General features: G+C 69.7%; 17 protein-coding genes. 9 read left to right on the top strand and 8 right to left on the bottom strand.

Annotation, left to right across the window (positions count from 1 at the left end; genetic code table 11):
• The 6 genes from HV742_RS30540 to HV742_RS30515 form a co-directional block, all read left to right on the top strand.
• Window positions 1-455: type II secretion system protein GspK (locus HV742_RS30540; protein ID WP_175147158.1), on the top strand; the 455-nt coding region annotated here is incomplete at its 5' end.
• On the top strand, window positions 452-1,444 hold the full coding sequence (gene gspL / locus HV742_RS30535) for a type II secretion system protein GspL (protein ID WP_068950234.1): 993 nt from the start codon (window positions 452-454) through the stop codon (window positions 1,442-1,444). The genes HV742_RS30540 and gspL, both read left to right, overlap by 4 nt.
• Window positions 1,441-2,028: a type II secretion system protein M gene (locus HV742_RS30530; RefSeq protein ID WP_100502517.1), complete on the top strand. Its 588-nt coding sequence runs from the start codon at window positions 1,441-1,443 to the stop codon at window positions 2,026-2,028. Before gspL ends, HV742_RS30530 begins: the two co-directional genes overlap by 4 nt.
• The gene (gene gspN / locus HV742_RS30525) at window positions 2,028-2,783 is read left to right on the top strand and encodes a type II secretion system protein N (RefSeq protein ID WP_175147157.1); all 756 of its coding nucleotides are present in this window, start codon (window positions 2,028-2,030) and stop codon (window positions 2,781-2,783) included. Before HV742_RS30530 ends, gspN begins: the two co-directional genes overlap by 1 nt.
• 441 nt (window positions 2,784-3,224) lie before the next feature.
• Complete coding sequence (locus tag HV742_RS30520) at window positions 3,225-5,396, top strand: TonB-dependent receptor plug domain-containing protein (RefSeq protein ID WP_254601307.1); 2,172 nt, start codon at window positions 3,225-3,227, stop codon at window positions 5,394-5,396.
• The gene (locus HV742_RS30515) at window positions 5,396-5,923 is read left to right on the top strand and encodes a TlpA family protein disulfide reductase (protein ID WP_100502515.1); all 528 of its coding nucleotides are present in this window, start codon (window positions 5,396-5,398) and stop codon (window positions 5,921-5,923) included. Before HV742_RS30520 ends, HV742_RS30515 begins: the two co-directional genes overlap by 1 nt.
• A 28-nt stretch (window positions 5,924-5,951) precedes the next feature.
• Here HV742_RS30515 and gspE read toward each other — a convergent pair whose 3' ends face one another.
• On the bottom strand, window positions 5,952-7,379 hold the full coding sequence (gene gspE, locus HV742_RS30510) for a type II secretion system ATPase GspE (protein WP_175147155.1): 1,428 nt from the start codon (window positions 7,377-7,379) through the stop codon (window positions 5,952-5,954).
• Window positions 7,376-9,988 (bottom strand): type II secretion system secretin GspD, encoded by a 2,613-nt coding sequence (gene gspD, locus HV742_RS30505; RefSeq protein WP_175147154.1) that lies wholly within the window; start codon window positions 9,986-9,988, stop codon window positions 7,376-7,378. The genes gspE and gspD overlap by 4 nt, the downstream gene beginning before the upstream one ends.
• A gap of 173 nt (window positions 9,989-10,161) precedes the next feature.
• Here gspD and gspF point away from each other — a divergent pair, with 173 nt between their 5' ends.
• Window positions 10,162-11,367, top strand: coding sequence for a type II secretion system inner membrane protein GspF (gene gspF, locus HV742_RS30500; RefSeq protein WP_175147153.1), 1,206 nt, complete (start codon window positions 10,162-10,164; stop codon window positions 11,365-11,367).
• A 585-nt stretch (window positions 11,368-11,952) separates the two neighbouring features.
• Here the strand turns inward: gspF and HV742_RS30495 are convergent.
• The 3 genes from HV742_RS30495 to HV742_RS30485 form a co-directional block, all read right to left on the bottom strand.
• A complete protein-coding gene (locus HV742_RS30495; protein WP_006386376.1) occupies window positions 11,953-12,291 on the bottom strand; it encodes a P-II family nitrogen regulator in 339 nt (112 codons plus the stop codon).
• 140 nt (window positions 12,292-12,431) lie between these two features.
• Window positions 12,432-14,498, bottom strand: a complete 2,067-nt coding sequence (locus HV742_RS30490; RefSeq protein WP_175147159.1) for an NAD(+) synthase — start codon at window positions 14,496-14,498, stop codon at window positions 12,432-12,434.
• A gap of 93 nt (window positions 14,499-14,591) precedes the next feature.
• A complete protein-coding gene (locus HV742_RS30485) occupies window positions 14,592-15,923 on the bottom strand; it encodes a mechanosensitive ion channel family protein (RefSeq protein ID WP_054504113.1) in 1,332 nt (443 codons plus the stop codon).
• A gap of 199 nt (window positions 15,924-16,122) precedes the next feature.
• Here HV742_RS30485 and argH point away from each other — a divergent pair, with 199 nt between their 5' ends.
• On the top strand, window positions 16,123-17,544 hold the full coding sequence (argH, locus tag HV742_RS30480; RefSeq protein WP_020927273.1) for an argininosuccinate lyase: 1,422 nt from the start codon (window positions 16,123-16,125) through the stop codon (window positions 17,542-17,544).
• An 88-nt stretch (window positions 17,545-17,632) separates the two neighbouring features.
• Here the strand turns inward: argH and HV742_RS30475 are convergent, their stop codons facing one another.
• Complete coding sequence (locus HV742_RS30475) at window positions 17,633-18,052, bottom strand: type II toxin-antitoxin system HicB family antitoxin (protein WP_054432032.1); 420 nt, start codon at window positions 18,050-18,052, stop codon at window positions 17,633-17,635.
• A 193-nt stretch (window positions 18,053-18,245) separates the two neighbouring features.
• Here HV742_RS30475 and HV742_RS30470 point away from each other — a divergent pair, with 193 nt between their 5' ends.
• Window positions 18,246-20,285, top strand: coding sequence for a PEP/pyruvate-binding domain-containing protein (locus HV742_RS30470; RefSeq protein ID WP_175147152.1), 2,040 nt, complete (start codon window positions 18,246-18,248; stop codon window positions 20,283-20,285).
• A gap of 383 nt (window positions 20,286-20,668) precedes the next feature.
• Here the strand turns inward: HV742_RS30470 and lpdA are convergent, their stop codons facing one another.
• Together lpdA and HV742_RS30460 are read right to left on the bottom strand one after the other, a co-directional pair.
• Window positions 20,669-22,072, bottom strand: coding sequence for a dihydrolipoyl dehydrogenase (gene lpdA / locus HV742_RS30465; RefSeq protein WP_068958412.1), 1,404 nt, complete (start codon window positions 22,070-22,072; stop codon window positions 20,669-20,671).
• A 2-nt stretch (window positions 22,073-22,074) separates the two neighbouring features.
• On the bottom strand, window positions 22,075-23,074 hold a 1,000-nt coding region (locus tag HV742_RS30460), incomplete at its 5' end, for a dihydrolipoamide acetyltransferase family protein (protein WP_254601305.1).

Below are 23,074 nucleotides of genomic sequence, written 5' to 3'. Positions count from 1 at the left end.
CGCCCACGCCAGCGCAGGGCGGGTCGTCCCCCGACGCGCGCGCGCCGCTGCCGCGCGGCATCGACGACGTCAGCGCGCTGCTGGGGCTGGAGCCGGCCGTGCGCAACGAACTGCGGCGCACCATGACGGTGCTGCCCGTGGCCACCAGCGTCAACGTCAATACGGCGCCGCCCGAAGTCGTGGCGGCGCTGGTGCCCGGCCTGTCGCTGAGCCAGGCGCGCGCGCTGACCGGCGAACGCGACCGCGGCAACTGGTTCAACAACAGCGGCGACTTCGCGAACCGCCTGGCCGCCACCGGCGTCAAGGGCCCGGTGCCGGCCGTGACCACGGCCAGCGGCTGGTTCATGGCCAGCGGCGCGGTCGTGTACGAACGGGCCCGCGTCTCGATGCAGGCGCTGATACGCAGCGCCCCGCCGGCCGCGCCCGACACTATCTGGACGAGAGAAAACCCTTGAAGAATTCCCTGCGCATCGCACTGGTCCCCCTGGCCGAACTCGGTCCGGGATCCTTGCTGCCCTATGCCTGGTTCGACCGCCGCGGCCGCTGCGCGCGCCAGGGCGAACTGCCGCTGCATGCCCTCGGCCAGGCCTACCCGCAGGCGGCCTGCGAAGCCGTGCTGCATCCCGGCGACGTAATCGCCGCCACCGTACAGGTGCCCGCCGTGGCCAAGGCCCGCTTCGCCGCCGCCGTGCGCGGCGCGCTCGAACCGCTGGTATTGAGCGACCTGGACGACCTGGCCATCGGCCACGGCCCGCGCGGCGCCGATGGCCAGGTGCCGCTGGCCTGGGCGCCGCGCGAACCCGTGCGCCGCGCCTGGAGCCTGCTGAACGCCCAGGGCCTGCGCGCCCACGCCCTGATCGCGCCGCAGACGCTGGCGCCCGGCGAAGCCGCGCCGCTGCGCGATCCCGCCGACCCGCGCTGGCTCGCGCCCTCGCCCTCCTGGTCGCTGGCCATGCCGCAGCTGGCGCCGGCGCGCGTCTCGCGCTGGCGGCCTGTGTGGCGCTGGGGCGCGGCCGCCGCCGTGGTCTGGATCGGCGGGCTGAACCTGCACGCCGCCCAGATGCGCGGCGAGGCCAAGGCGCTGCGCGAAGACATGCGGCGCCAGGTGCTGGCGGCCTTTCCCGACATCCCGGTGGTGCTGGATCCGGCGCGCCAGGCGCGGCAGGGGCTGGACGCCTTGCAGAATCGCCGCGGCGCTGCCACCGCCGGCGATTTCCTGCCGCTGGCGCGGGCCGCGGCCCAGACCCTGCCCTTCGCCGCCGACAACGTCGCGCGGCTGTCGTACGGCGACCAGGCGCTGACTTTGCAACTGGCTGACGCCGGCGCCCAGGCCCAGCGCGTCGCCGAAACCCCGGCGCTGATCCAGCAGGCCGCGGCCCAGGGCCTGAAACTGGAACGCGGCGACACCGACAACACCTGGCGCATCACGCGCAGCCAACCATGAAACCGATCGAACGCCTGAGCGCCGCCTGGCGCGCCGCCCTCACCCCCCTGGCCCCCGCCGCCGATCGCGCGCGCCAGCGCTACCAGGCCCTGGCCCCGCGTGAACGCCGGCTGATCAACAGCGCCGGCGTCCTGCTGGGGCTGGCGCTGGTCTTCACCATCCTGGTCGAGCCGGCGCTCGATTCGGTGCGCAAGCTGCGCGAGGAACTGCCACGGCTGCGCGGCCAGGCCGCCGCCGTAGCCGACCTGACCCGCCAGGCGGCCGGGCTGCGCAACCAGGCCGCCGCGCCCGCCGCCACGCTGCCTGCCGCGGCCGACATCGGCGCCAGCCTGGCGCGCGCCGGCCTGCCGGCCGATCACTGGAAGCTGGAAGCCCCCGGCCAGGGCGACAGCGTGACGCTGGCGCTGACCGAAGTGCCCGCCTCGGCGCTGCTGCGGTGGCTGGAGAACATTGCCGGCGACTGGGGGCTGACGGTCGGCAAGGCCGACCTGACGCGCGCCGCCAACGCCAATGGCCGGCCGCTGCCCGGCCTGGTCAACGGCAGCGTGACGCTGGTCCTGCCCGCCCGCCAGGCGCGATCCTGATGCGCCTGCCCCGCCTGCCCAAAGGCACCGGCCTGGCGCTGGCCTGCACCGCCAGCGCCGCGATCGCCGCGGCCGCCGTGCTGCCGGCGCGCTGGCTGCTGGCCTGCCTGCCCGCCGATGCGCCGGTGGCGCTGGCCGATGCTGGCGGCACGATCTGGGACGGCAGCGCCTGGATCGCGCTGGGTCCGCCAGGGGCGCGCCGCATGCTGCCCCAGACCCTGCGCTGGCAATGGCGCTGGTCATCGCTGTCGCTGGAACTGTCGCACCCCTGGCTGCAGGGCCCGGTGCGCGCCGGCCTGGGCTGGAACGGCATCAGCCTGTCGGCGCAATCGCTGCGCCTGCCTGCCACGGTGCTGCCGGCGCTGGGCGCGCCCTGGAACACGCTGGCGCCCGAGGGCCTGCTGGAAATACAGTGGCAGGCGCTGCGGCTGGGCGGCGCCCTGCCCGATGCGCCGCTGGCCGAACTGCGCTGGCGCGATGCCGCCACCGCCCTGTCGCCCGTGGCGCCGGTGGGGACCTACGTGCTGCGGGTGCGCGGCAACGGGCGCGCCGGCGCCACGCTGGCGCTCAGCACCGAAAGCGGTCCGCTGGCGGTCACCGGCCAGGGCAGCGTGACCGCCCGCGGCGTGCGCTTCCAGGGCCAGGCCACGTTCGCGCCTGGCGCCAGCGAAGCCGACCGCGGCGCGCTCGACGGCCTCATGTCGACGCTGGGCCGCCGCAACAACGACACGGTGATCTTCGGCACCGACAAGTAGCGCCGGACCGGCGTCCTGTTGCACGCCGGCCACGAAGCCGTCTTTGTCAGACTGAGTCGCAGACTCCGCGGCGTCCTCGGCGACGCCGCGGAGTCTGCATCGTTTCCGCCCTGCGTAGACCGCGCAGCAGCCCGCTCGCGGACACGCCCGCGTGATCTCGGACTGTCTCTCGATTGACGCAAAAATTCATAAAACATAACGTTTTGAATGATTTTTGCAGCCGTCGTTTTCGTTCGTCTCCCCATGTCGTATTCGCCCCGCGCACGTCCCGCGCATCTCTCCGCGCGTCCCCCCGCGCCGCCGCTCCGGTCCGCATCCCGGGCCACGACGCGCGACATCGCCACGGCCGGCTCCTGTCTCAACTGAACGCATCACGGCCGGGGCTCGCCGCCCCGGCCGTGGCCGCCTTTCCTGGAACCCGACCATCCGATGCCCTCCGCCATGCCTTCCGTCTTCCCTCCCCGCTCCCGCCTCCGATTCGCCACGCTGGCCGCGGCCCTGGCCGCCGCCTGGACCGCCCCGATACAGAACGCGGCTGCCGCCGACGCGGCGCCCACGCTTGCCCCGATCACCGTCATCGACCGCTCCAACCAGGGCTCGATGCGGCCCGGCGCCCTGCGCGACGAACTCGTCAAGACCGAATCCATCAGCGAACGCGCCATTGCCAAGGCCGGCGCCACCAACGTCAACGAGGCGCTCGACAAGAACCCCGGCATCGCGGTCCAGGTCGAATGCTCGATCTGCAACGTGCGCAACATCCTGCTCAACAACCTGCCCGGCCGCTACACCACGCTGATGATCGACGGCGTGCCGATCTTCTCCTCGGTATCGTCGGCCTACGGACTGGACAGCGTCAGCGTCTACGGCGTCGAACGCATCGACGTGGCGCGCGGCGCCGGCGCCAGCCTGATCGCCCCCGAGGCCCTGTCCGGCTCGGTCAACATCGTCACCAAGCGCCCCACCGAGGCCGAGAACCGCGCCCGCGCGCAGATCGGCAGCTATGGGGCGCGCCAGGGCGACGCCTACCTCGCGCGGCCGTTCGACGGCGGCGCCATCACCGCGACGCTGAACTACAACAAGCACGACTCCGTCGACGCCGACCACAACGGCATCTCCGAATACACCGGCTACGACCGCCGCCTGGGCGGCATCGGCTTCTTCCTGGACGACGCCGGCGGCTTCAAGGTGCGCGGCCGGCTCGACGTGGTCAACGAAAAGCGCGGCGGCGGGGCACTCGGCACCGACTATTCCGCCATCAAGCACAGCACCACGGGCAACCCCTTCGACTGGCGCGGCGGCGTGCATGGCTCGCCCGACCGCGACGGCTGGGTCGACCCGGCGGACGGCGCCATCATCGCCTACGACAAGGGCCCGGGCGGCGACCGCGGCGGCCGTGGCGGCATGTCCGAGATCATCTTCACCGACCGCGTGCAGTTCATCTCCACCGGCGAAAAGCGCTTTGGCGACAGCCTGCTGCGCCTGGCCGTGGGCGCGGCCGAGCACAAGCAGGACAGCTTCTACGAGCTGGCCACCTACATCGCCCGCCAGAAGCAGTATTACGCCGAGGCCAGCTGGCAGACGCCCATCGCGGGCTGGCTGACCACCCTGGGCGCCAACCTGCGCTACGAAGACCTGAGAAGCCACGGCAGCATGGAAGACGGCACCCCGGTAAGCGGCGTCGACGACTACACCTACCGCACTCCGGCCCTGTTCGTGCAGGCCTACCGCGCGCTGCTGGACGACGCACTAGAGATCAACGGCTCGGTGCGCTATGACCGCCACAACGTCTTCGGCGGCATCACCTCGCCGCGCCTGAACGCGCTGTACCACCACAACGACCGGCTTTCCAGCCGCGTCAGCGTCGGCAAGGGCTTCCGCGCGCCCACCAGCTTCTTCGAGCAGGAACACGGCATCCTCAACACCATCCGCATCGACCGCCAGATCAGCAAGCCCGAAGAATCGCTCAACGCCAGCTACGCGCTCAACTACGCCGACGACCGCCTCGCCGTGACCGGCTCGTACAACTACAACCGCATCAAGAACTTCGCCATGCTCGACCCCGACCGGCACGATGCGGACGGCAACGACATCACGCTGTTCTCCAGCTCCCGCGAGCCCGTCATCGTGCAGGGCGTGGACCTGACGATGTCCTACCTGCTGACGCCGGCCCTGAGCGTGATGGCGGCGGCCGAGGCGTTCAACTACCGCTTCCCCGCCAAGACGCTGATCTTCGCGCGTCCCAACGCCAAGGCCTACCTGGGCCTGGACTACGACCGCGGCGATTTCGACTTCAACGCCAAGCTGGTCTGGACCGGCCCGATGAACCTGCGCAAGTTCCATGACGACGGCTCGGGCCGGCAGGATCGCTACAACCTGGACGGCACGCCCAAGCGCGAAAAAAGCCCCGGCTTCTTCACCCTCGACCTGCGCGGCGAATACGCTGTCAACAAGCACTTCACGCTCTATGCCGGGGTCGACAACCTGTTCGACTACAAGCAGTCAGACAAGGAAAGCCCGCTGTTCGTCAACGGCGATGGCGACCTCGACGTCACCCAGCTGTGGGGCCCCAGCCGCGGCCGCTACCTGTATGCCGGCACCCGGCTGAGCTTCTGATGCGCCGTCTGCCATGGACCTGCCTGGCCCTGTGCGCGGCGACGGCGATCGCCAGCGCCCAGCCACGGCCGGTCTCGCGCCCGCCGGCGGGTCGAGCCTGGGACTTCTCCCTGCCCACCCTGGACGGCGGCCGCTTCGTGCGGCTGGCATCCCTGGAAGGGCCGGTGCTGGTCAATTTCTGGAGCCGCGATTGCCCGCCGTGCGTCACCGAGCTGCCACGGCTGCAGCGCTTCGCCGACGCCCATCCGGCGTGGACGGTGCTGCTGGTCAGCACCGACGCCCCGGCCGCCGCCACCGAATTCGCGCGGCGCCATGACGTCCGCCTGCCGGTGCTGCGCCCCGGCGGCAATGTCGTCGCCCTGATGCGCGCCGCTGGCAACCGGGGCGGCGCCCTGCCCTTCACGGTGGCGACCCGTCAGGCCCGCATCTGCGAGGGCCAGCTCGGCGCCTTGTCCAGCGCGGACCTGCGCCGCATCGCCGACGCCTGCGCGCGGGCGCCGGGCAAGCCGGGCGCGGTCGCGCCCTGAACCGCGTGGCGCGGTAGCCGGCCGCACACTAGGCGTCGCGCGTCACCCGCAGGATCTCCTCGGGCGAGGTTTCACCGCTTTGCACCCAGCGCGCGCCATCCTCGCGCATGCTGAGCATGCCGGCGGCGCTGGCCGCGCGGCGCAACTCGCGTTCGTCGCTGCCTTCGTGGATCAGGCGGCGCGCCTCGTCGTCGACCGTGAACAGTTCATGAATGCCGGAACGGCCGGCGTAGCCGGTGTGGTTGCACGCCTCGCAGCCGACCGGCAGGAACACCCGCTCGCCGTCCTGCATCGCCGGCTTCTTGCAGGCCGGGCACAGCTTGCGCACCAGCCGCTGGGCCAGCACGCCCAGCAGCGACGAGGACAGCAGGAACGGCTCCACGCCCATGTCGGTCAGGCGGGTCACCGCCGACACCGCGTCGTTGGTGTGCAGCGTGGCCAGCACCAGGTGACCCGTCAAGGATGCCTGCACCGCGATCTGCGCGGTCTCCAGGTCGCGGATCTCGCCAATCATGATGACGTCCGGATCCTGGCGCAGGATGGCGCGCAGCGCCAGCGCGAAACTCATGTCGATCTTGGCGTTGACCTGGGTCTGGCTGATGCCGGGCAGGTCGTACTCGATCGGGTCTTCCACGGTCAGGATGTTGCTGGTGGAGGCGTCCAGCCGGCTCAGCGCCGCGTACAGCGTGGTGGTCTTGCCGCTGCCGGTGGGCCCTGTCACCAGCACGATGCCGTGCGGCTGGCGGATCAGGCGGTCGAGCTGGCGCAGCACGCCAGGCGCCATGCCCAGCTTTTCCAGCTGCAGCCGGCCAGCTTCCTTGTCCAGCAGGCGCAGCACCGCGCGCTCGCCGTGGCCGGTGGGCAGGGTCGACACCCGCACGTCGATCGGCCGGCCGCCCACGCGCAGCGCGATGCGGCCGTCCTGCGGCAGGCGCTTTTCGGCGATGTCCAGGTGCGCCATGATCTTGATGCGCGAAATCAGCGCCGCGTGCAGCGCCTTGCGCGGCGAGACCACGTCGCGCAGCGTGCCATCGACGCGGTAGCGCACCACCGAATGGGTCTCGAATGGCTCGATGTGGATATCGCTGGCGCCATCGCGCGCCGCCTGGGCGAACAGCGCGTTGATCATGCGGATCACCGGCGCGTCGTCCTGCGCGTCCAGCAGGTCGGCCACCTCCGGCATATCCTGCAGCAAGCGGTCCAGGTCGATCTCGTTCTCGGCCACGCCCATCACCGAGGCGGCGTCCTCGGCATGGCTGTAGGCCGCCGCCAGCAGCGTTTCCAGCGCCTCGTCGTCGACCCGCGTCACGGCGATGTCGCCGTGGCAGCGCCGGATCTCGCGCACCGCCCATTCCGGCGTGCGCGGGCTCACGGTCAGTTGCGCATGACCCGCGCGCAGCGACAGCACCGCCCGCTGCGCCCGCGCCCACGCGTACGGCAAGGGATGCGCGCTCATAGATGCGAGACCAGTTCGCCCTTGTAGCCCAGCTCGCGCAGCAGCGAGGTGGCCGTGGAGATGGTGCCGGGATCCTTGGACACCTGGCTGCGCACCACATAGCCCATGCCGCCCGGGCCGGCCTGCACGTAGGCCTGCAGGCCGCTGGCCTGGACCCGCTGGACGATGCGATCGGCCTCGCCGCGCGTCTTGACCGAGGCGAACTGCAGGGTCGCGCTGGTCTTGTCGACTTCGCCGTAGAGCGAAGCCGGGTCGCGCGCCACGCTCACGCCCAGCGGCAGGTTGGCGCGGATCGGCAGCGACGGATCGCTGGTCTGGCGCGCCGCCGGATACTGGCGCACCGCGAACGATTCCACCGTGGCGGGCGGCGGACGCCGCATCGTGTCCGCCAACTGATCGGGCCGCATGTCGTAGACGTTGTTGGACACCGACGGCGCCGAGCCCGGCGGCGGCAGCATGGGCGCCTGCATGTTGGGCAGCAGCCAGTGATCGCCCGGCTGCGCGACGCCCTGGGCGCGGCGCATGTAGTCGTAGCGGTCCATCGTCACGCTGGCGCTCTGGCGCGCATCGCGCACCACGTAGGGCCGCAGGAACACCATCAGGTTGGTCTTGGTGCGCTTGCGGCTGTCGTACTTGAACAGCGACCCCAGCACCGGAATCGAACTCAGGCCCGGCACATTGTTGGAGGTCAGCGTCACGTTGTCTTCCAGCAGGCCGCCCAGCACGATGATCTGGCCGTCGTCGATCAGCACGCTGGTGTCGATGGCGCGCTTGTTGGTGACGATGCCGGTGGTCGGCGTCGAACGGCTCTCATCGATGCTGCTGACTTCCTGGTAGATGTCCAGCTTGACCGCGCCGCCTTCGGAGATCTGCGGCCGGATGTTCAGCTTCAGGCCCACGTCCTCGCGCTGGATGGTCTGGAACGGGTTGTTGTTGTTGCCGCCGTTGGTGACGTACTGGCCGGTCACGAAGGGCACCGTCTTGCCCACCAGGATGCTGGCAGACTGGTTGTCCAGCGTCAGCAGGTTCGGCGTGGAAAGGATGTTGGCTTCGCCGGTGTTCTGCATCGCCCGCGCCAGCACGCCCAGGTTGATCACCTTGTTGCCCAGCACGTCGACCGTGCCCTTGACCACGCCCAGGCTCAGGCCGCTGCCGAGCGCGTCGATCGAGGTCGGACCGGTGCCCGACAAGCCGCTGCCGCCCAGATTGGTGCCGCCGATGAAGCTGGTGCCGCCGCTGTTGATGTTGCCCGCGCCGGTCATCCACTGGATACCGAATTCGGCGGCCGCCTGTTCGCTGACCTCGACGATCAGGCTCTCCACCAGCACCTGCGCGCGGCGCTGGTCGAGCTGGTCGATCACTTCGCGCAGGCTGCGGTACAGCGGCTCGGGCGCCGCGATGATCAACGAGTTGGTGGCCGGGTCCGCCTGGATGGTGGCGCCGCCGGCGGAATACGACACGGCCTGGTTGCCGGAATCGTCGCGCGCGATGCGTTCCTGGTCCCCCGACAATCCGCCCTTGGCGTTGCCGGCGCTGTTCGACGAGCCGGACATGCCCAGGCCGGTGTTGTTGGCGCTGGCGGAGGATTGCGCCGGGCGGTTGCCGCCGGTCTGCCCGATGCCGCCGCCGGCGCCGCCATTGGGGCTGGAGCCCGGCGCCGCGTTGGCCTGACCGGCCAGCAGGCCGCCCAGCACTTCGGCGATGCGGGTGGCCTGCGCATTGCGCATGTAGACCACGTGCAGATTGCCGGCGCGGTTCTGCTGCGCGTCCAGCTTCATGATCAGGTCGCGCGCCAGTCGCGTGCGGGCCGGGCTGCCCGCGCGGATCAGCACGCTGTTGCTGCGCGGGTCCGCCACCACGGCGATGCGCTGGGTCGGATCGCTGCTCTGCGTGTCCAGCAATTGCGAGGCCAGGACGGCGATGTCCGACGCGATGCCCGAACGCACCGGCACCACGTCGGTGTCGATCGAACTGGGCACGTCGATGCGGGCGATCACCGCGGCGATGCGATCCAGGTTGTCGGCATAGTCAGTCACCACCAGCGTGTTATTGCCCGGGTACGCATTGATGGGATTGTTCGGCGGCACCATCGGGCGCAGCACCGGCACCAGGTTGGCCGCGTTCTCGTACTTCAGCGGGAACACCCGCGTCAGCATCTCGCCGCTGTTGCCCGAGCGGCCGCGCGCGAAGTCCGCGACCGACACAGGCGCCTTGCCCGCGCCGCCGGCGGCGGGCGCCGGCCGCGGATCGCCCACCACCGCGCTGCCTTGCAGCTTGGCGTCGGCCTCGGGCACCACGCGCGTCACGCCGTCCACCTCGACGATCGCGAAGCCCTGCAGCCGCAGCGCGCCGGTCAGCATCGACAGCGCCTGTCCGCTGTCGACCGGCCGGTCCGACACCAGCGTGAGCTTGCCTTTCACGCGGGGATCCACCAGGAAATTGCGCTTGGTGAACAACGACAGCGCACGCAGCACGGCAGGGATGTCCGTGTCGACGAAGTTCAGGCTGACGCGATTGTCCGCCTGTTGAGCATAGGCCTGGCCGGCCGCGGGTCCGAGTTGGCTTGCCGCGAGCAAGACCGCAAGGCTGAGTTGCGCGATATGACGCATGACGAGATATGCCTGAGACGTGAAGTCGTGTGAAAAAACGTGAAAGCGCGTCGGAGTATACGGGGTGACACTGCAACACTACGGTCATAATCCAAAGGCAAGGTGACGGGCTGCAAAGCCTTGATTTACGGGCCTTTCCGCCAAGCGGCGCGGGCCCGAGCCACCTTCCCACCATGCCATCCTTTCGTTACGAAGCGACTGACGCGCTCGGCAAAATCGTGCAGGGCACGATCGACGCCGACAGCGAGCGCGGCGCCCGCAACCAGTTGCGCGGCCGCGGCCTGCTGCCCCTGTCCACCTCCCCCGCCGCGCGCGTCGAAGGCCTGGGCGCCGCGCTGCGCACGCGCCTGTCCGATGCCGATCTGGCCTGGCTCACGCGCCAGCTCGCCAGCCTGCTGGCCGCCCGCCTGCCGCTGGACGCCGCGCTCAGCGCCACGCTCGAACAGGCCGAGAAAAAGCACATCGCCGCCACGCTCGAAGGCGTGCGCGACGACGTACGCGCCGGCCATCGCCTGTCCGCCGCGCTGGCCTCGCGCCCGCGCGACTTTCCCGAGATCTACCGTGCGCTGATCGGCGCCGGCGAGGAATCCGGCGATCTGGCGCAGGTCATGGAAAAACTGGCGGACTACATCGAAGAGCGCAACACGCTGCGCAGCAAGGTCATGACGGCGTTCATCTATCCCGCCGTGGTGGCCTGCGTCTCCGTCATCATCGTGATCTTCCTGCTGGGCTACGTGGTGCCACAGGTGGTGTCGGCCTTCAACCACGCCAAGCAGCAATTGCCGCTGCTGACCCGCATCATGCTGGCGCTGTCGGACTACGTGCGCGACTGGGGCCTGGCAACCGGCGCCGCCATCGCGCTGGCCATCGTGCTGTGGCGCTACTCCCTGCGCGTGCCCGCCGCGCGCCGCGCCTGGCACGCCCGCGTGTTGCGCCTGCCCCTGGCCGGCCGCTTCGTGCTCGGCGTCAACGCCGCGCGCTTCGCCTCGACCCTGGCCATTCTCTGCGGCAGCGGCGTCGCCCTGCTCACCGCCCTGGACGCCGCCCGCCGCACCCTCGGCAACGACGTGCTGCGCGGCGCCGTCGACGAAGCCGCCGCGCGCGTGCGCGAAGGCGCGTCCCTGTCGGCCTCGCTGGCCGCGCAGAAAGCCTTCCCCTCGCTGCTCATCCACCTGATCGCCAGCGGCGAAAAGACCGGCCAGCTCCCCGAACTGCTGGACCGTGGCGCGCAGAACCTGTCGCGCGACCTCGAACGCCGCGCCATGGCCATGACCGCCCTGCTGGAACCCGCCCTGATCCTGCTGATGGGCGGCTTCGTCCTCCTGATCGTGCTGGCCGTGATGATGCCGATCCTGGAAATGAACCAGCTGATCCGCTAGGCGCACAAAAAGAAAAGGCCCGCGTCCAAGCCGCGGGCCTCAGGGAATCCATAACAAGGAATCGAACAACCGCCAACCCGCGCATTGGCACGCCGCGGAACAGCTGGAATAACAGCGCGCGGAAAAACAGAAAAGTGAACGCCAAAGAAAAAAAGCGGCTTCCCAAAAGCCACCGCCCTACAGTTCTCTCTCCCCACCCGCGCGAAGCGACAACACCCCGCCGCCCCACCACAGCGTATGCAAACTGCGGCCGCCCGCGCGGCCACAGTTTGCGGGCCCCGCAAGCTCCCCCGCAAGCCACCACCACAGCAGCGCGTCAATTCTCAAAGGCGCCAGCTCGGCGCGCAGGCGGGACGGATGCGGGCGCCGTCGATGCGCCCGAGGGAATCTGAAGGGAAGGCCGCAGGCCTGGACGAAGATGACAACGGGGAAGTCCGGAGCGAACGCTCCGGACCGCAATCGTTGGCGCCCGCATCCGTCCCGCCTGCGCGCCGGGCGACCCAAGAAAAAACCACTACCGCAAAAAACTTCGGGGCGACCCTTACGGCCACCCCGACATCCAACCCAAGCGATTCAAACGCAAACTCAAAGCGCCTCTTCGTCGCTCTCCCCCGTCCGAATCCGGATGGCCTGCTCGACCGGCGTCACGAAAATCTTGCCATCCCCGATCTTCCCGGTCCGAGCCGCCTTCACCACCGCCTCGATCGCCGCCTCGACCTGATCATCCGGCAGCACCACCTCGACGCGGATCTTCGGCAGGAAATCCACCACATACTCCGCCCCGCGATACAGCTCGGTATGCCCCTTCTGGCGCCCGAAGCCCTTCACTTCGGTCACGGTCAGCCCGCTGACGCCGACCTCGGCCAGCGCCTCGCGGACTTCGTCGAGCTTGAAGGGTTTGATGATGGCGGTGACTTGTTTCACGTTGGTCGTCCTGATTGTGCGGTCTGTTGCGGCGCCCGGCCTCGAACACTATCGGACCCAGGCGCAATGATTGAGAGAATACCACCGGCGCCGGGGGCCAACCGGCCCGTCCGCCATTGCCGGGAAAACCCGAATACGGCTCAGCCCGGCGGCGCCTCGTCCGGAATCCGGTCGGCGTCGCGCATCCACACCACCGACTCGGAATCGCTCGGCGCGCGCCAGTCGCCGCGCGGCGACAGCGACCCGCCCGAGCCCACCTTGGGCGCGTTCGGCACGCAGGTGCGCTTGAACTGGCTGAGGCGGAAGAAGCGGTCCAGGAAGATCTTCAGGTTGCGCTTGATCGCCGCCAGGTCGTACTGGTTGCGCGCCACGTGGCCGCCTTCCGGCCAGGCGCCGGCATCGCGGTCGCGCCAGGCCGCCAGCGCCAGGAACGCCACCTTGGTCGGCGCGAAGCCGTAGCGCAGCGTGTAGTACAGGTTGAAGTCCTGCAGCTCGTAGGGGCCGATGGTGTCTTCGCTTTTCTGGGTCGGCTTGCCGTCATCGCCGCCTGGCACCAGTTCGGGGCTGACGTCCGTGCCCAGCACGTCCAGCAGCACCGCCGCGCCGGTCTCGCCCAGGCGGCCGGACTCGGCCACCCAGCGCACCAGGTGCGTGATCAGCGTCTTGGGCACGCTGGCGTTAACGCTGTAGTGCGACATGTGGTCGCCCACGCCATAGGTGCACCAGCCCAGCGCCAGCTCGCTCAGGTCGCCAGTGCCGATGACGATGGCGTTATTGAAATTGGCGATGCGGAACAGGTGGTTGGTGCGCTCGCCGGCCTGCACGTTCTCGAAGGTGATGTCGTACACCGGCTGGCCTTCGGCATAGGGATGGCCAAGGTCCTTGAGCATCTGCAGGCAGCTCGGGCGGATGTCGACCTCGGAGGCCGTGCAGCCGACCACCGCCATCAACTGGCGCGCCTGCTGCAGCGTGCGCGCACTGGTGGCGAAACCCGGCATGGTCACGGCCAGGATGTTGGCGCGCGGCAGCCCCAGCGTGTCCATGGCCTGGGCGCAGACCAGCAGCGCGTGGGTCGAATCCAGCCCACCCGAGATGCCGATGACCACCTTGGACATGCCGCTGGCCGAGAGCCGCTGCGCCAGCGCCTGCACCTGGATGTTGTAGACCTCCTTGCAGCGCTCGTCGCGGCGCCGGGCATCGGCCGGCACGTACGGAAAGCGCGCCACGCGCCGCTCCAGCGGCAGCTCGGCGTCCTCCAGCGGCGCCGCGACCGGCACCGGCACCAGGCGGAACTGGCGCACTTCGTCGCGGTGACGGCGCGCCGATTGGCCGAAGGTGGTCTGGTGCATGCGCTCGCGCGACAGGCGCTCCAGGTCGACGTCGGCAAACAGCAGGTGCGATTCGTTCAGGAAGCGCTCGGACTCGCCCAGCAGCTCGCCGTTTTCGTAGATCAGCGCCTGGCCGTCCCAGGCCAGGTCGGTGGACGACTCGCCGCGGCCGGCCGAGGTGTACATGTAGGCCGCCAGGCAACGCGCCGACTGCTGCGCCACCAGCTGGTGGCGGTAGGCCGACTTGCCGACCACGATGTTCGAGGCCGACAGGTTCACCAGCACCGTGGCGCCGGCCAGCGCCGCGAACGAGGACGGCGGGATCGGCACCCAGACGTCTTCGCAGATCTCGACGTGGAACTGGAACAGCGGCAGCTTTTCCATCTGGAACAGCAGCTCGGCGCCGAACGGCACGGCCTGGTCCAGCAGGCGGATCTCGGTGGCGACGGCGCAATCGGCCGCGCTGAACTGGCGCGCTTCGTAGAATTCGCTGTAGTTGGGCAGGAAACTCTTGGGCACCACGCCCAGGATGCGGCCGCCGGCGATGACCACGGCGCAGTTGTACAGCTGGTGCGCCACCCGCAGCGGCGCGCCGACGATGACGGCGATATCCAGTTCGGCCGTGGCCCGCGCCACCTGGTCCAGCGCCGCCTCGCAGGCGTCCAGCAGGGCCTTCTGGTGGAACAGGTCGTCGCAGGTGTAGGCCGACAGGCCGAGTTCGGGGAACGCCACCAGCACGGCGCCGCCCTGGGCCGCCTGCTGCGCCAGCGCGATGGTCTGCGCGGCGTTGAAGGCCGGGTCCGCGACCTTGCACTCGGGCACGCCCACGGCGACCCGGGCGAAGCCATGGGAATACAGGTTGAAGAACGGGTTCGACATCGGATCCATCGCCTGGGGCGCCTTGATACGGAACTGCACGAAACGGGCCTGCTGCAGGCCCCGGGAATCCTACCGGGCGATTATCTCACGGCGTCATGCGCCGGACGGCGGCGCCAGGCGCTCCGGATCGGCCCGGTGATGCGCGCCTTCGGCCGCCAGCGCCGCCTGGACGGCGCCCTCGCGCAGGTAGCTGCCCATGGCGCCGATGTCCGCGCCGGACGGCTGCTGGTACAGCCGCAGGCCCAGTTCCGGCAGGATCGCCAGCAGATGGTCGAAGATGTCGCCCTGGATGCGTTCGTACTCGACCCAGGCGGTAACGGCGGTGAAGCAATAGACCTCCACCGGAATGCCATCGGCGGTGGGTTCCATCATGCGCACCATCATCGCCATGTCCTGGCGCACCTCGGGGTTCTGCTTCAGATAGGCCAGGCCGTAGGCGCGGAAGGTGCCGATATTGGTCAGGCGGCGGCGGTTGGCCGGCACGCTGGCCAGCTCGCCCATGGTCTGGTTGGCCTGGGCGATGTCCTGGGTCTTGACCCGCAGGTAATCGTGCAGCAGCCGGAAGCGCATCAACTGCTGGGCTTCCTCATCGGTCAGAAAGCGCACGCTGCTGGCGTCGATGCGCAGGGTGCGCTTGATGCGCCGGCCGCCCGACTCGAACATGTGGCGGTAGTTGCGGTAGCTTTCCGAGAACAGCTTATAGGTCGGCACCGTGGTGACGGTGTTGTCCCAGTTCTGCACCTTGACGGTGTGCAGGGCGATGTCCTTGACGAAGCCGTCGGCGTTGGACTGCGGCATCTCGATCCAGTCGCCGATGCGCAGCATGTCGTTGCTGGTGAGCTGGGTGCTGGCCACCAGCGACAGCAGCGTGTCCTTGAACACCAGCAGCAGCACCGCCGACAGCGCGCCCAGGCCGGAGATCATCCACAGCGGCGAGCGGTCGATCAGGATGGAAAGCACCAACACGGTGCAAACCGCCATCAGGATCAGCTTGCTGATCTGGATATAGCCCTTGATCGAGCGGGTCTGCGCCCGGGTGGTGGCCGAATAGGTGTCCTGCCAGGCGCTCAGCACCCCGGAAAACGCCACGAACACGCAGATCCAGGCGCCGGCGTGGGCCAGGCGCCCGACCAGCGTGGCCGCCTTCTCGACGTGCGGCACCAGCTCGATGCCCACCGACACCACCGCGAATGGCACCGCGTACCACAGGTTCTGGTACGCCCGGCGGCGCTGCAGCGCCTTGTCCCAGTCCTCGTGGCCGCTGACCACCAGCAGCCGGTGCGCCAGCAGCAGCACCACCCGCGCGACCACCCACTGGACGAACAGCGCCGTCAGGATCAGCACGCCGATGCCGACCAGCGTCTGCGCCCACGGCTGGTGCGGCATATAGGTATCGAGTTCGGTGGCCAGCTGTTCCCATTCCATGGGCATAGGTCGTGTGCTCTCTTTCGGGTGACGGGGGGACGTTCTCATCCTTAGGCGGCTCGGCGATCGAAAAACGCCGTAGACCGCCGGATATGACCCTGAATTATCCGACAACTCGCGCCGCCGCGCGTTTCCAGCCGCAACAGCGGGGCGCCGGATTCGTCAGGCGCCCGAGGCAGGCCCTATAATCCCCGCCATCATGGCAAACACTCCCTCCCCCGATCAAAACCAGTTCGCCAACAAGGCGCAGGCCTGGTCCGCCCGGTTCTCGGAACCGGTTTCCGAACTCGTCAAACGCTACACGGCGTCCGTGGACTTCGACAAGCGCCTGGCGCGCGTCGACATCCAGGGTTCGCTGGCGCACGCCGACATGCTGGCGGCCCAGGGCATCATCGGCGCCCAGGACCTGGCCGACATCCAGCGCGGCATGACCCAGATCCTGTCGGAAATCGACGCCGGCAGCTTCCAGTGGCTGCTCGACCTCGAAGACGTGCACCTGAACATCGAGAAGCGTCTGGTCGAGCTGGTCGGCGATGCCGGCAAGCGCCTGCACACCGGCCGTTCGCGCAACGACCAGGTGGCCACCGACATCCGCCTGTGGCTGCGCGGCGAGATCGACACGCTGATCGACCTGCTGCGCCAGTTGCGCCATGCGCTGGCCACGGTGGCGCTGGACAACGCCGCCACCATCATGCCGGGCTTCACCCACCTGCAGGTGGCCCAGCCCGTCACGTTCGGCCACCACCTACTGGCCTACGCCGAGATGTTCGGCCGCGACGCCGAGCGCCTGGCCGACTGCCGCCGCCGCGTCAACCGCCTGCCGCTGGGCGCCGCCGCCCTGGCCGGCACCTCGTTCCCGATCGACCGCGAACGCGTCGCCAAGACCCTGGGCTTTGACGGCGTCTGCCGCAATTCGCTCGACGCCGTCTCCGACCGCGACTTCGCCATCGAGTTCTGCGCCGCCGGCGCGCTGATCATGACGCACGTCTCGCGCCTGTCCGAAGAGCTGGTGCTGTGGATGAGCCCGCGCGTCGGCTTCATCGACCTGGCCGACCGCTTCTGCACCGGCAGCTCGATCATGCCGCAGAAGAAGAACCCCGACGTGCCCGAACTGGCGCGGGGCAAGACCGGCCGCGTCAACGGCAACCTGGTCGCCCTGCTGACCTTGATGAAGGGCCAGCCCCTGGCCTACAACAAGGACAACCAGGAAGACAAGGAAGGCCTGTTCGACACCGTCGACACCGTGCGCGACACGCTGACGATCTTCGCCGACATGGCCGCCGGCATCAAGGTCAAGGCCGACAACATGCGCGCCGCCGCGCTGCAGGGCTTTGCCACCGCCACCGACCTGGCCGACTACCTGGTCAAGCGCGGCGTGCCGTTCCGCGACGCCCACGAAGTGGTGGCCCACGCCGTGCGCGACTGCGAACAGCGCGGCTGCGACCTGGCCGACCTGTCGCTGGATGAGCTCAAGGCCTATCACCCGACCATCGGCGACGACGTGCACCAGGTGCTGACACTGGAAGGCTCGGTCGCCGCGCGCAAGCACGTGGGCGGCACCGCCCCCGAACGCGTGGCCGAGGAAGCCCGCCGCGTGCTGCAGGAGACGGCGGCGCAGTAAGCCCGCGGTTCCCTCGCTCGAAAACAGGCGGCCCCGGATTTCCGGGGCCGTTTTTCATGAATCGCCGCCGTGTGCGCCAAACGGAGCGTCAGACGAGCGAAACCTCCAAGCGCCGTCCAAGCTGCTCCAGCGCCGACTCGACCTGATCGATCCGGGAGGCGTGCCGCACATCCAGCAGGCGATCCACTTGCGGCATGTGCACGCCCATGCGGCGAGCCAACTCCGCCTTGCGCACCCCTTGCTGGATCATCTCGTTGGACAGGAACACCTTACTGGTCACCAGCGCCGGCAAGGTCACCGACGCCTGCCCCGCCAGCACGGGCGACGGCAGGGGAATGGGCCGGCGCGCGTCGAAGTAGATTTCCAGCGCAGCCTCAAGCGCTTCGCGGGCGTTGATCGCAGCCTCTTGCTGGTCATCACCCACTGTCAACGCTTCCGGAATATCTGGAAATCGGACGAACCAGGTGCGATTGGAATCAAGCGTCAGGGTGAAGGGATAGGTCAGCATGAATGTTGTCCTCACTAGCTGCTGCCATGACGGACTTTCGGAGCGTATCCGCTGGTTGGGCATGCCAGTGAATTGGGCGACGCTTACCGGAACAAATTACCTGTCACGGCGTGTCATTCCTCGTTTCGGATCTCGCACAGGCGGCGGGGACGGGTTCGCTATGATGGGCGCTTTTCCACTCAGCCCCTGCCCCATGCCAGCCCTGCGCGCGTCCTGGTTTCCGTCGCCCCTGTCCCAACCGGCCGTTCTGACCGCCGCCTGCCTGCTGGCGCTTGCCGCCCTCCCCGCCGCCCAGGCGCAGACGGCGCGCAAGCCGTCGCCGTACGAAAACAACGTCATCGAGCCCTTCAAGGCGCCCCGGCCGCTGACCCCCGAGGAGATCGCGGCGCGCAAGGCCGAGGACGCGCGCCGCGGCGGTCCCGCCTTCATGGCGCGCATCGACGACGAGGCCGCGTTCCGCCAGTTGGCGCGCGTCTACAACGCCGGCACGCCGCTGGAAATCCCGCACGTGCTGTTCGTGATCGACCGCCAGCGCGGCAACCGCATCCATTACCTGGACACGCCGCGCTACGGCCTGCACGAGACCTTCGCGCGCGAGCGCCGCCTGCTGCCCGGCAAGGACAAGGCCGCGCTGACCGCGCAATACAAGGATCCGAACCGCCGCCTGCTGTTCGGCACCCTCAGCTGGCAGCGCGACCTGCCCGGCTACACCTATGAATTCTGGGAAGGCGACCGCCTCACCCCGGAGCTGCTGAAGCTGGCCGACGAGGTAGTCGCCAAAAGCTTCTATGCCCCGGTCCGCTTCAAGACCAACTCGACGCTGCACGAACAGGCCGCCGCTACCGCCGGCCTGACCTTCGTGACCCAGGAAACGCTGCTGCGCGAACAAGCCTTCCTGCCGCTGAACGCCGGCACCGCGCAGGGCCGGCTGCGCATCGTCGCCTCGGTCGACGCCACGCCCGACCTCAAACGCGACGACATCGTGGTGCTGGACGAAGTGCCGATCGCCATCCCGCCCGTGGCCGGCCTGATCACGCAGCGCCCGTCCACGCTGCTGTCGCACGTCAACCTGCTGGCCAAGGGCTGGGGCATTCCCAACGCCTACGTGCGCGACGCCACCACCGCGCTGCGCCAGTACGACGGCCAGTGGGTCACGCTGACTGTCAGCGGCAACGACTACCGGGTGCAACCCGCCGACAAGCCCGCCACCCAGCCGCCGGCCACGCCGCCCAAGCCGCGCGCGCAACTGCCCAAGCCGGACCTGACGGTACAGGCGCTCAAGCCGCTCGATGCCCTGGCCGTGCGCGACAGCCGCCACTGCGGCGTCAAGGCCGCCAACCTGGGCGCGCTCCGCTCCGCATTGCCGCCGGCCGCCAGCGTGCCGGACGGCTTCTGTATCCCGTTCGCGCAATATGCCGCCTTCATGCAGCGGCTGAACGTGGCGCAACGGGTGGCCGCGCTGGAACAGCGCGCCGACTTCATGGCCGACGCCGAAGTGCGGCGCAAGGAATTGGCGGCCCTGCGCCAGGACATCATGCAGGCCGCCGTCGACCCGGCGCAGGCTGAATCCTGGCGCGCGCTGTGGCAATCGCGCCTGAAGGGCGCGGGCGTGTTCGTGCGCAGCTCGTCCAATTCCGAGGACCTGCCCGGCTTCAGCGGCGCCGGCCTGTACACCACCGTGCCCAACGTCACCCAGCCTGACGCGCTGGCCAAGGCGGTGCAGACCGTGTGGGCCTCGGTCTACCACTTCGACGCCTACGAGGCGCGGCGCGCGGCGGGCATCCCCCAGGACGCGGTGGTGATGGCCGTGCTGGTGCAGCTGGCGGCGCCGTCCGACAGTTCCGGCGTCATGATCACGCGCGATCCGTTCGACGCCAGCCGCCGCTACGTGACCTACATCTCGGCCAAGCGCGGCCTGGGCATCAAGGTGGTGGAAGGCAAGCGCCAGGCCGAGCAGGTGATGTATTCGAGCTGGTCCAAGGCGGTGCAGGTGCTGAGCCGCTCGGCCGAGGACACGCAGTTGGTGGCCGACGTCGCCGGCGGCGTGCGCGAAGTGCCGATCGCGCCGGACGCGCGCCAGGTGCTGAACGACGCGCTGGTGGCGCGGCTGGCCGCCGTCGGCCGGCAGGTCAAGCAGCGCCTGGGCCAGGTCGACCAGGATATCGAATGGGCGGTGGTCGGCGACAGGATCATCATCCTGCAGGCGCGGCCCTACATCGACGCGCGCCGCTAGCGGACCGCCCCCACGCTCCGCCGCTACGCGGTCGCTGCCCCCAAGGGGGCGTTTTTGCCTTGGGGCGGCCCGGCGGAAAAAATAGCCCCCCACGCTCCGCCGCTGCGCGCGTCGCTACCCCCCAAGGGGCATTTTTTCCTTGGGGCGACCCGGCGGCAAAAAGAGCCCCCCACGCTCCGCCGCTGCGCGGGTCGCTGCCCCCCCAAGGGAGCGTTTTTGCCTTGGGGCGGCCCGGCGGAAAAAAAAGCCCCCACGCTCCGCCGCTGCGCGGGTCGCTGCCCCCCAAGGGGGCGTTTTTGCCTTGGGGCGGCCCGGCGGAAAAAAAAGCCGCGGCGGCGAGCAGGATGCCCACCACCACGGCTCCGGATACGCCGCGACAGCTTCTAGATGTGCAGCGCGTGCCCCAGCGCCTTGAGCGCGGCTTCCTGCACCGCTTCGCCCAGGGTCGGATGGGCGTGGATCGTGCCCGCCACGTCCTCCAGCGTCGCGCCCATTTCGAGCGACTGGCCGAACGCCGTCGACAGTTCCGACACGCCCCGGCCCACCGCCTGCCAGCCCACGATCAGGTGGTTGTCGCGACGGGCCACCACCCGCACGAAACCGTCGGTGGACTCCAGCGTCATGGCGCGGCCATTGGCGGCGAACGGGAACGACGCCGCCAGGCAGTCCAGCCCGGCCGCTTCGGCCTCGGCCGGCGACAGGCCGGCCACCACGACTTCGGGATCGGTGAAGCACACCGCCGGGATCGCGGCCGGCTGGAAGTGGCGACGCTTGCCCGCCACCAGCTCGGCCACCATCTCGCCCTGCGCCATGGCGCGGTGCGCCAGCATCGGCTCCCCGGCGATGTCGCCGATGGCCCAGACGTCGCGCATGGAGGTGCGGCACTGGTCGTCGATACGCAGTGCGTTGCCCTTGCGGTCCAGCTGCAGGTTTTCCAGGCCCCAGCCCTGCGTGCGCGGACGCCGGCCGACGGCGATCAGCACTCGGTCGGCGGGCAGCGCGGTCTCGGCGCCGCTGGCGTCCTGGATCCGCACCGCGGTGCCGGCGCCATTCAGCCCCAGCACCTTGCGGCCCAGGTGCAGTTCGACGCCCAGCTTGGCCAGCGCGGCGGCCACGGGCTTGGTCAGCTCGGCGTCATAGGTGGGCAGGATGCGGTCCTGCGCCTCGACCACGGCCACCTCGGCGCCCAGCTTGCGGTACACCGTGCCCAGCTCCAGGCCGATGTAGCCGCCGCCCACCACCACCAGCTTCTTCGGGATGTCGGCCGGCGACAGCGCCTCGGTCGAGGACACCACCATGCCGCCGAACGGCACCGAGGGCAGCGGCGTTGGCTCGGAGCCGGCCGCCAGCAGCAGGTGCTCGCACTGGATGCGCTGGCGGCTGCCGTCGGCGCTCTCGACCTCGACGGTCTTGCCGTCCAGCAGGCTGGCCCAGCCGTGCACCACCTGCACGCCGTTCTTCTTGAGCAGCGCGCCCACGCCGCCGGTCAGCTTGCCGACGATGCCGTCCTTCCAGGCCACGGTGCGGCCGATGTCGATGGCGGGCGCCGACACCGAGATGCCCAGCGCCGACTGGCCGGCGTAATGGCGCGCCTTGTCGAATTCCTCGGCCGCGTGGATCAGCGCCTTGGACGGAATGCAGCCGATGTTCAGGCAGGTGCCGCCCAGCCGGTCGCCCTCGACCAGGATGGTGGGCACGCCCAGTTGCCCGGCGCGGATCGCGGCCACATAGCCGCCCGGCCCGCCGCCGATCACCAGCAGGGTTGTCGTCTTGGTAGTCTGGCTCATGCTTACTCCACGAAAAGCAGCGCGGGTTGTTCCAGCAGCGCGCGCACGGCCTGGATGAAGCGGGCCGCGTCCATGCCGTCGACCACGCGGTGGTCGAACGAGGACGACAGGTTCATCAGCTTGCGCGCCACCACGGCGCCATTGCGGAAGGCGGGCCGCTCGACGATGCGGTTCACGCCCACGATGCCGACCTCGGGATGGTTGATGACCGGCGTGGTGACGATGCCGCCCAGCGGCCCCAGGCTGGTGATGGTGATGGTCGAGCCGGACAGCTCGTCGCGTCCGGCGCTGCCGGCGCGCACCGCCTGCGCCAGCCGGCCGATCTCGGCCGCCATCGACCACAGGTCGCGGGTTTCGGCGTGGCGCATCACTGGCACCATCAGGCCGCCGTCGCTCTGCGTGGCGATGCCGATATGCACGGCGCCGTAGCGCGTCACCTGGCCGGCCTCGTCGTCATAGCGGGCGTTGATCTGCGGGAAGTCGCGCAGCGCGATCACCATGGCGCGCGCCAGCAGCGGCAGCAGCGTCAGCTTGCCGCGCGACTCGCCGAACTTCGCGTTCAGGCTGACGCGCAGGTCCTCGAGCTCGGTGACGTCGATTTCCTCCACGTAGCTGAAATGCGGAATGCGGCGCTTGGACTCGGCCATCTTCTGCGCGATCTTGCGGCGCAGGCCGATCACCGGCACCTGCTCTTCGTCGTTGCGCTCGGCGTAGGCCGGGCCGCGCGCGGTCGTGGCCGCGCCCTGCCCTTGCAGATAGGCGTCCAGGTCCTCGTGCATGACGCGGCCGGCCGGGCCGCTACCGTGCACGTAGCGCAGCTCGATGCCCAGGTCCCAGGCGCGCTTGCGCACCGCCGGCGAGGCCAGCGGCTTTTCGCCGGGTTGTCGGGACGCGGCGGGCGCCTGGCGCGCGGCGGCCGGACGGCTGGGCGGCGCGGAGGGCGCTTGCGGCGCGGCGGCGGACGATTGCAGCGACGCGGCGATCTGGCCGGCAACGCCGCCG

Origin of the sequence: Achromobacter ruhlandii (assembly GCF_902859695.1) — a bacterium.
Classification (GTDB): domain Bacteria; phylum Pseudomonadota; class Gammaproteobacteria; order Burkholderiales; family Burkholderiaceae_B; genus Achromobacter; species Achromobacter ruhlandii.
The sequence above is the reverse complement of the archived record's forward strand: the minus strand, read 5'-3'. Positions and strand labels throughout refer to the sequence as shown.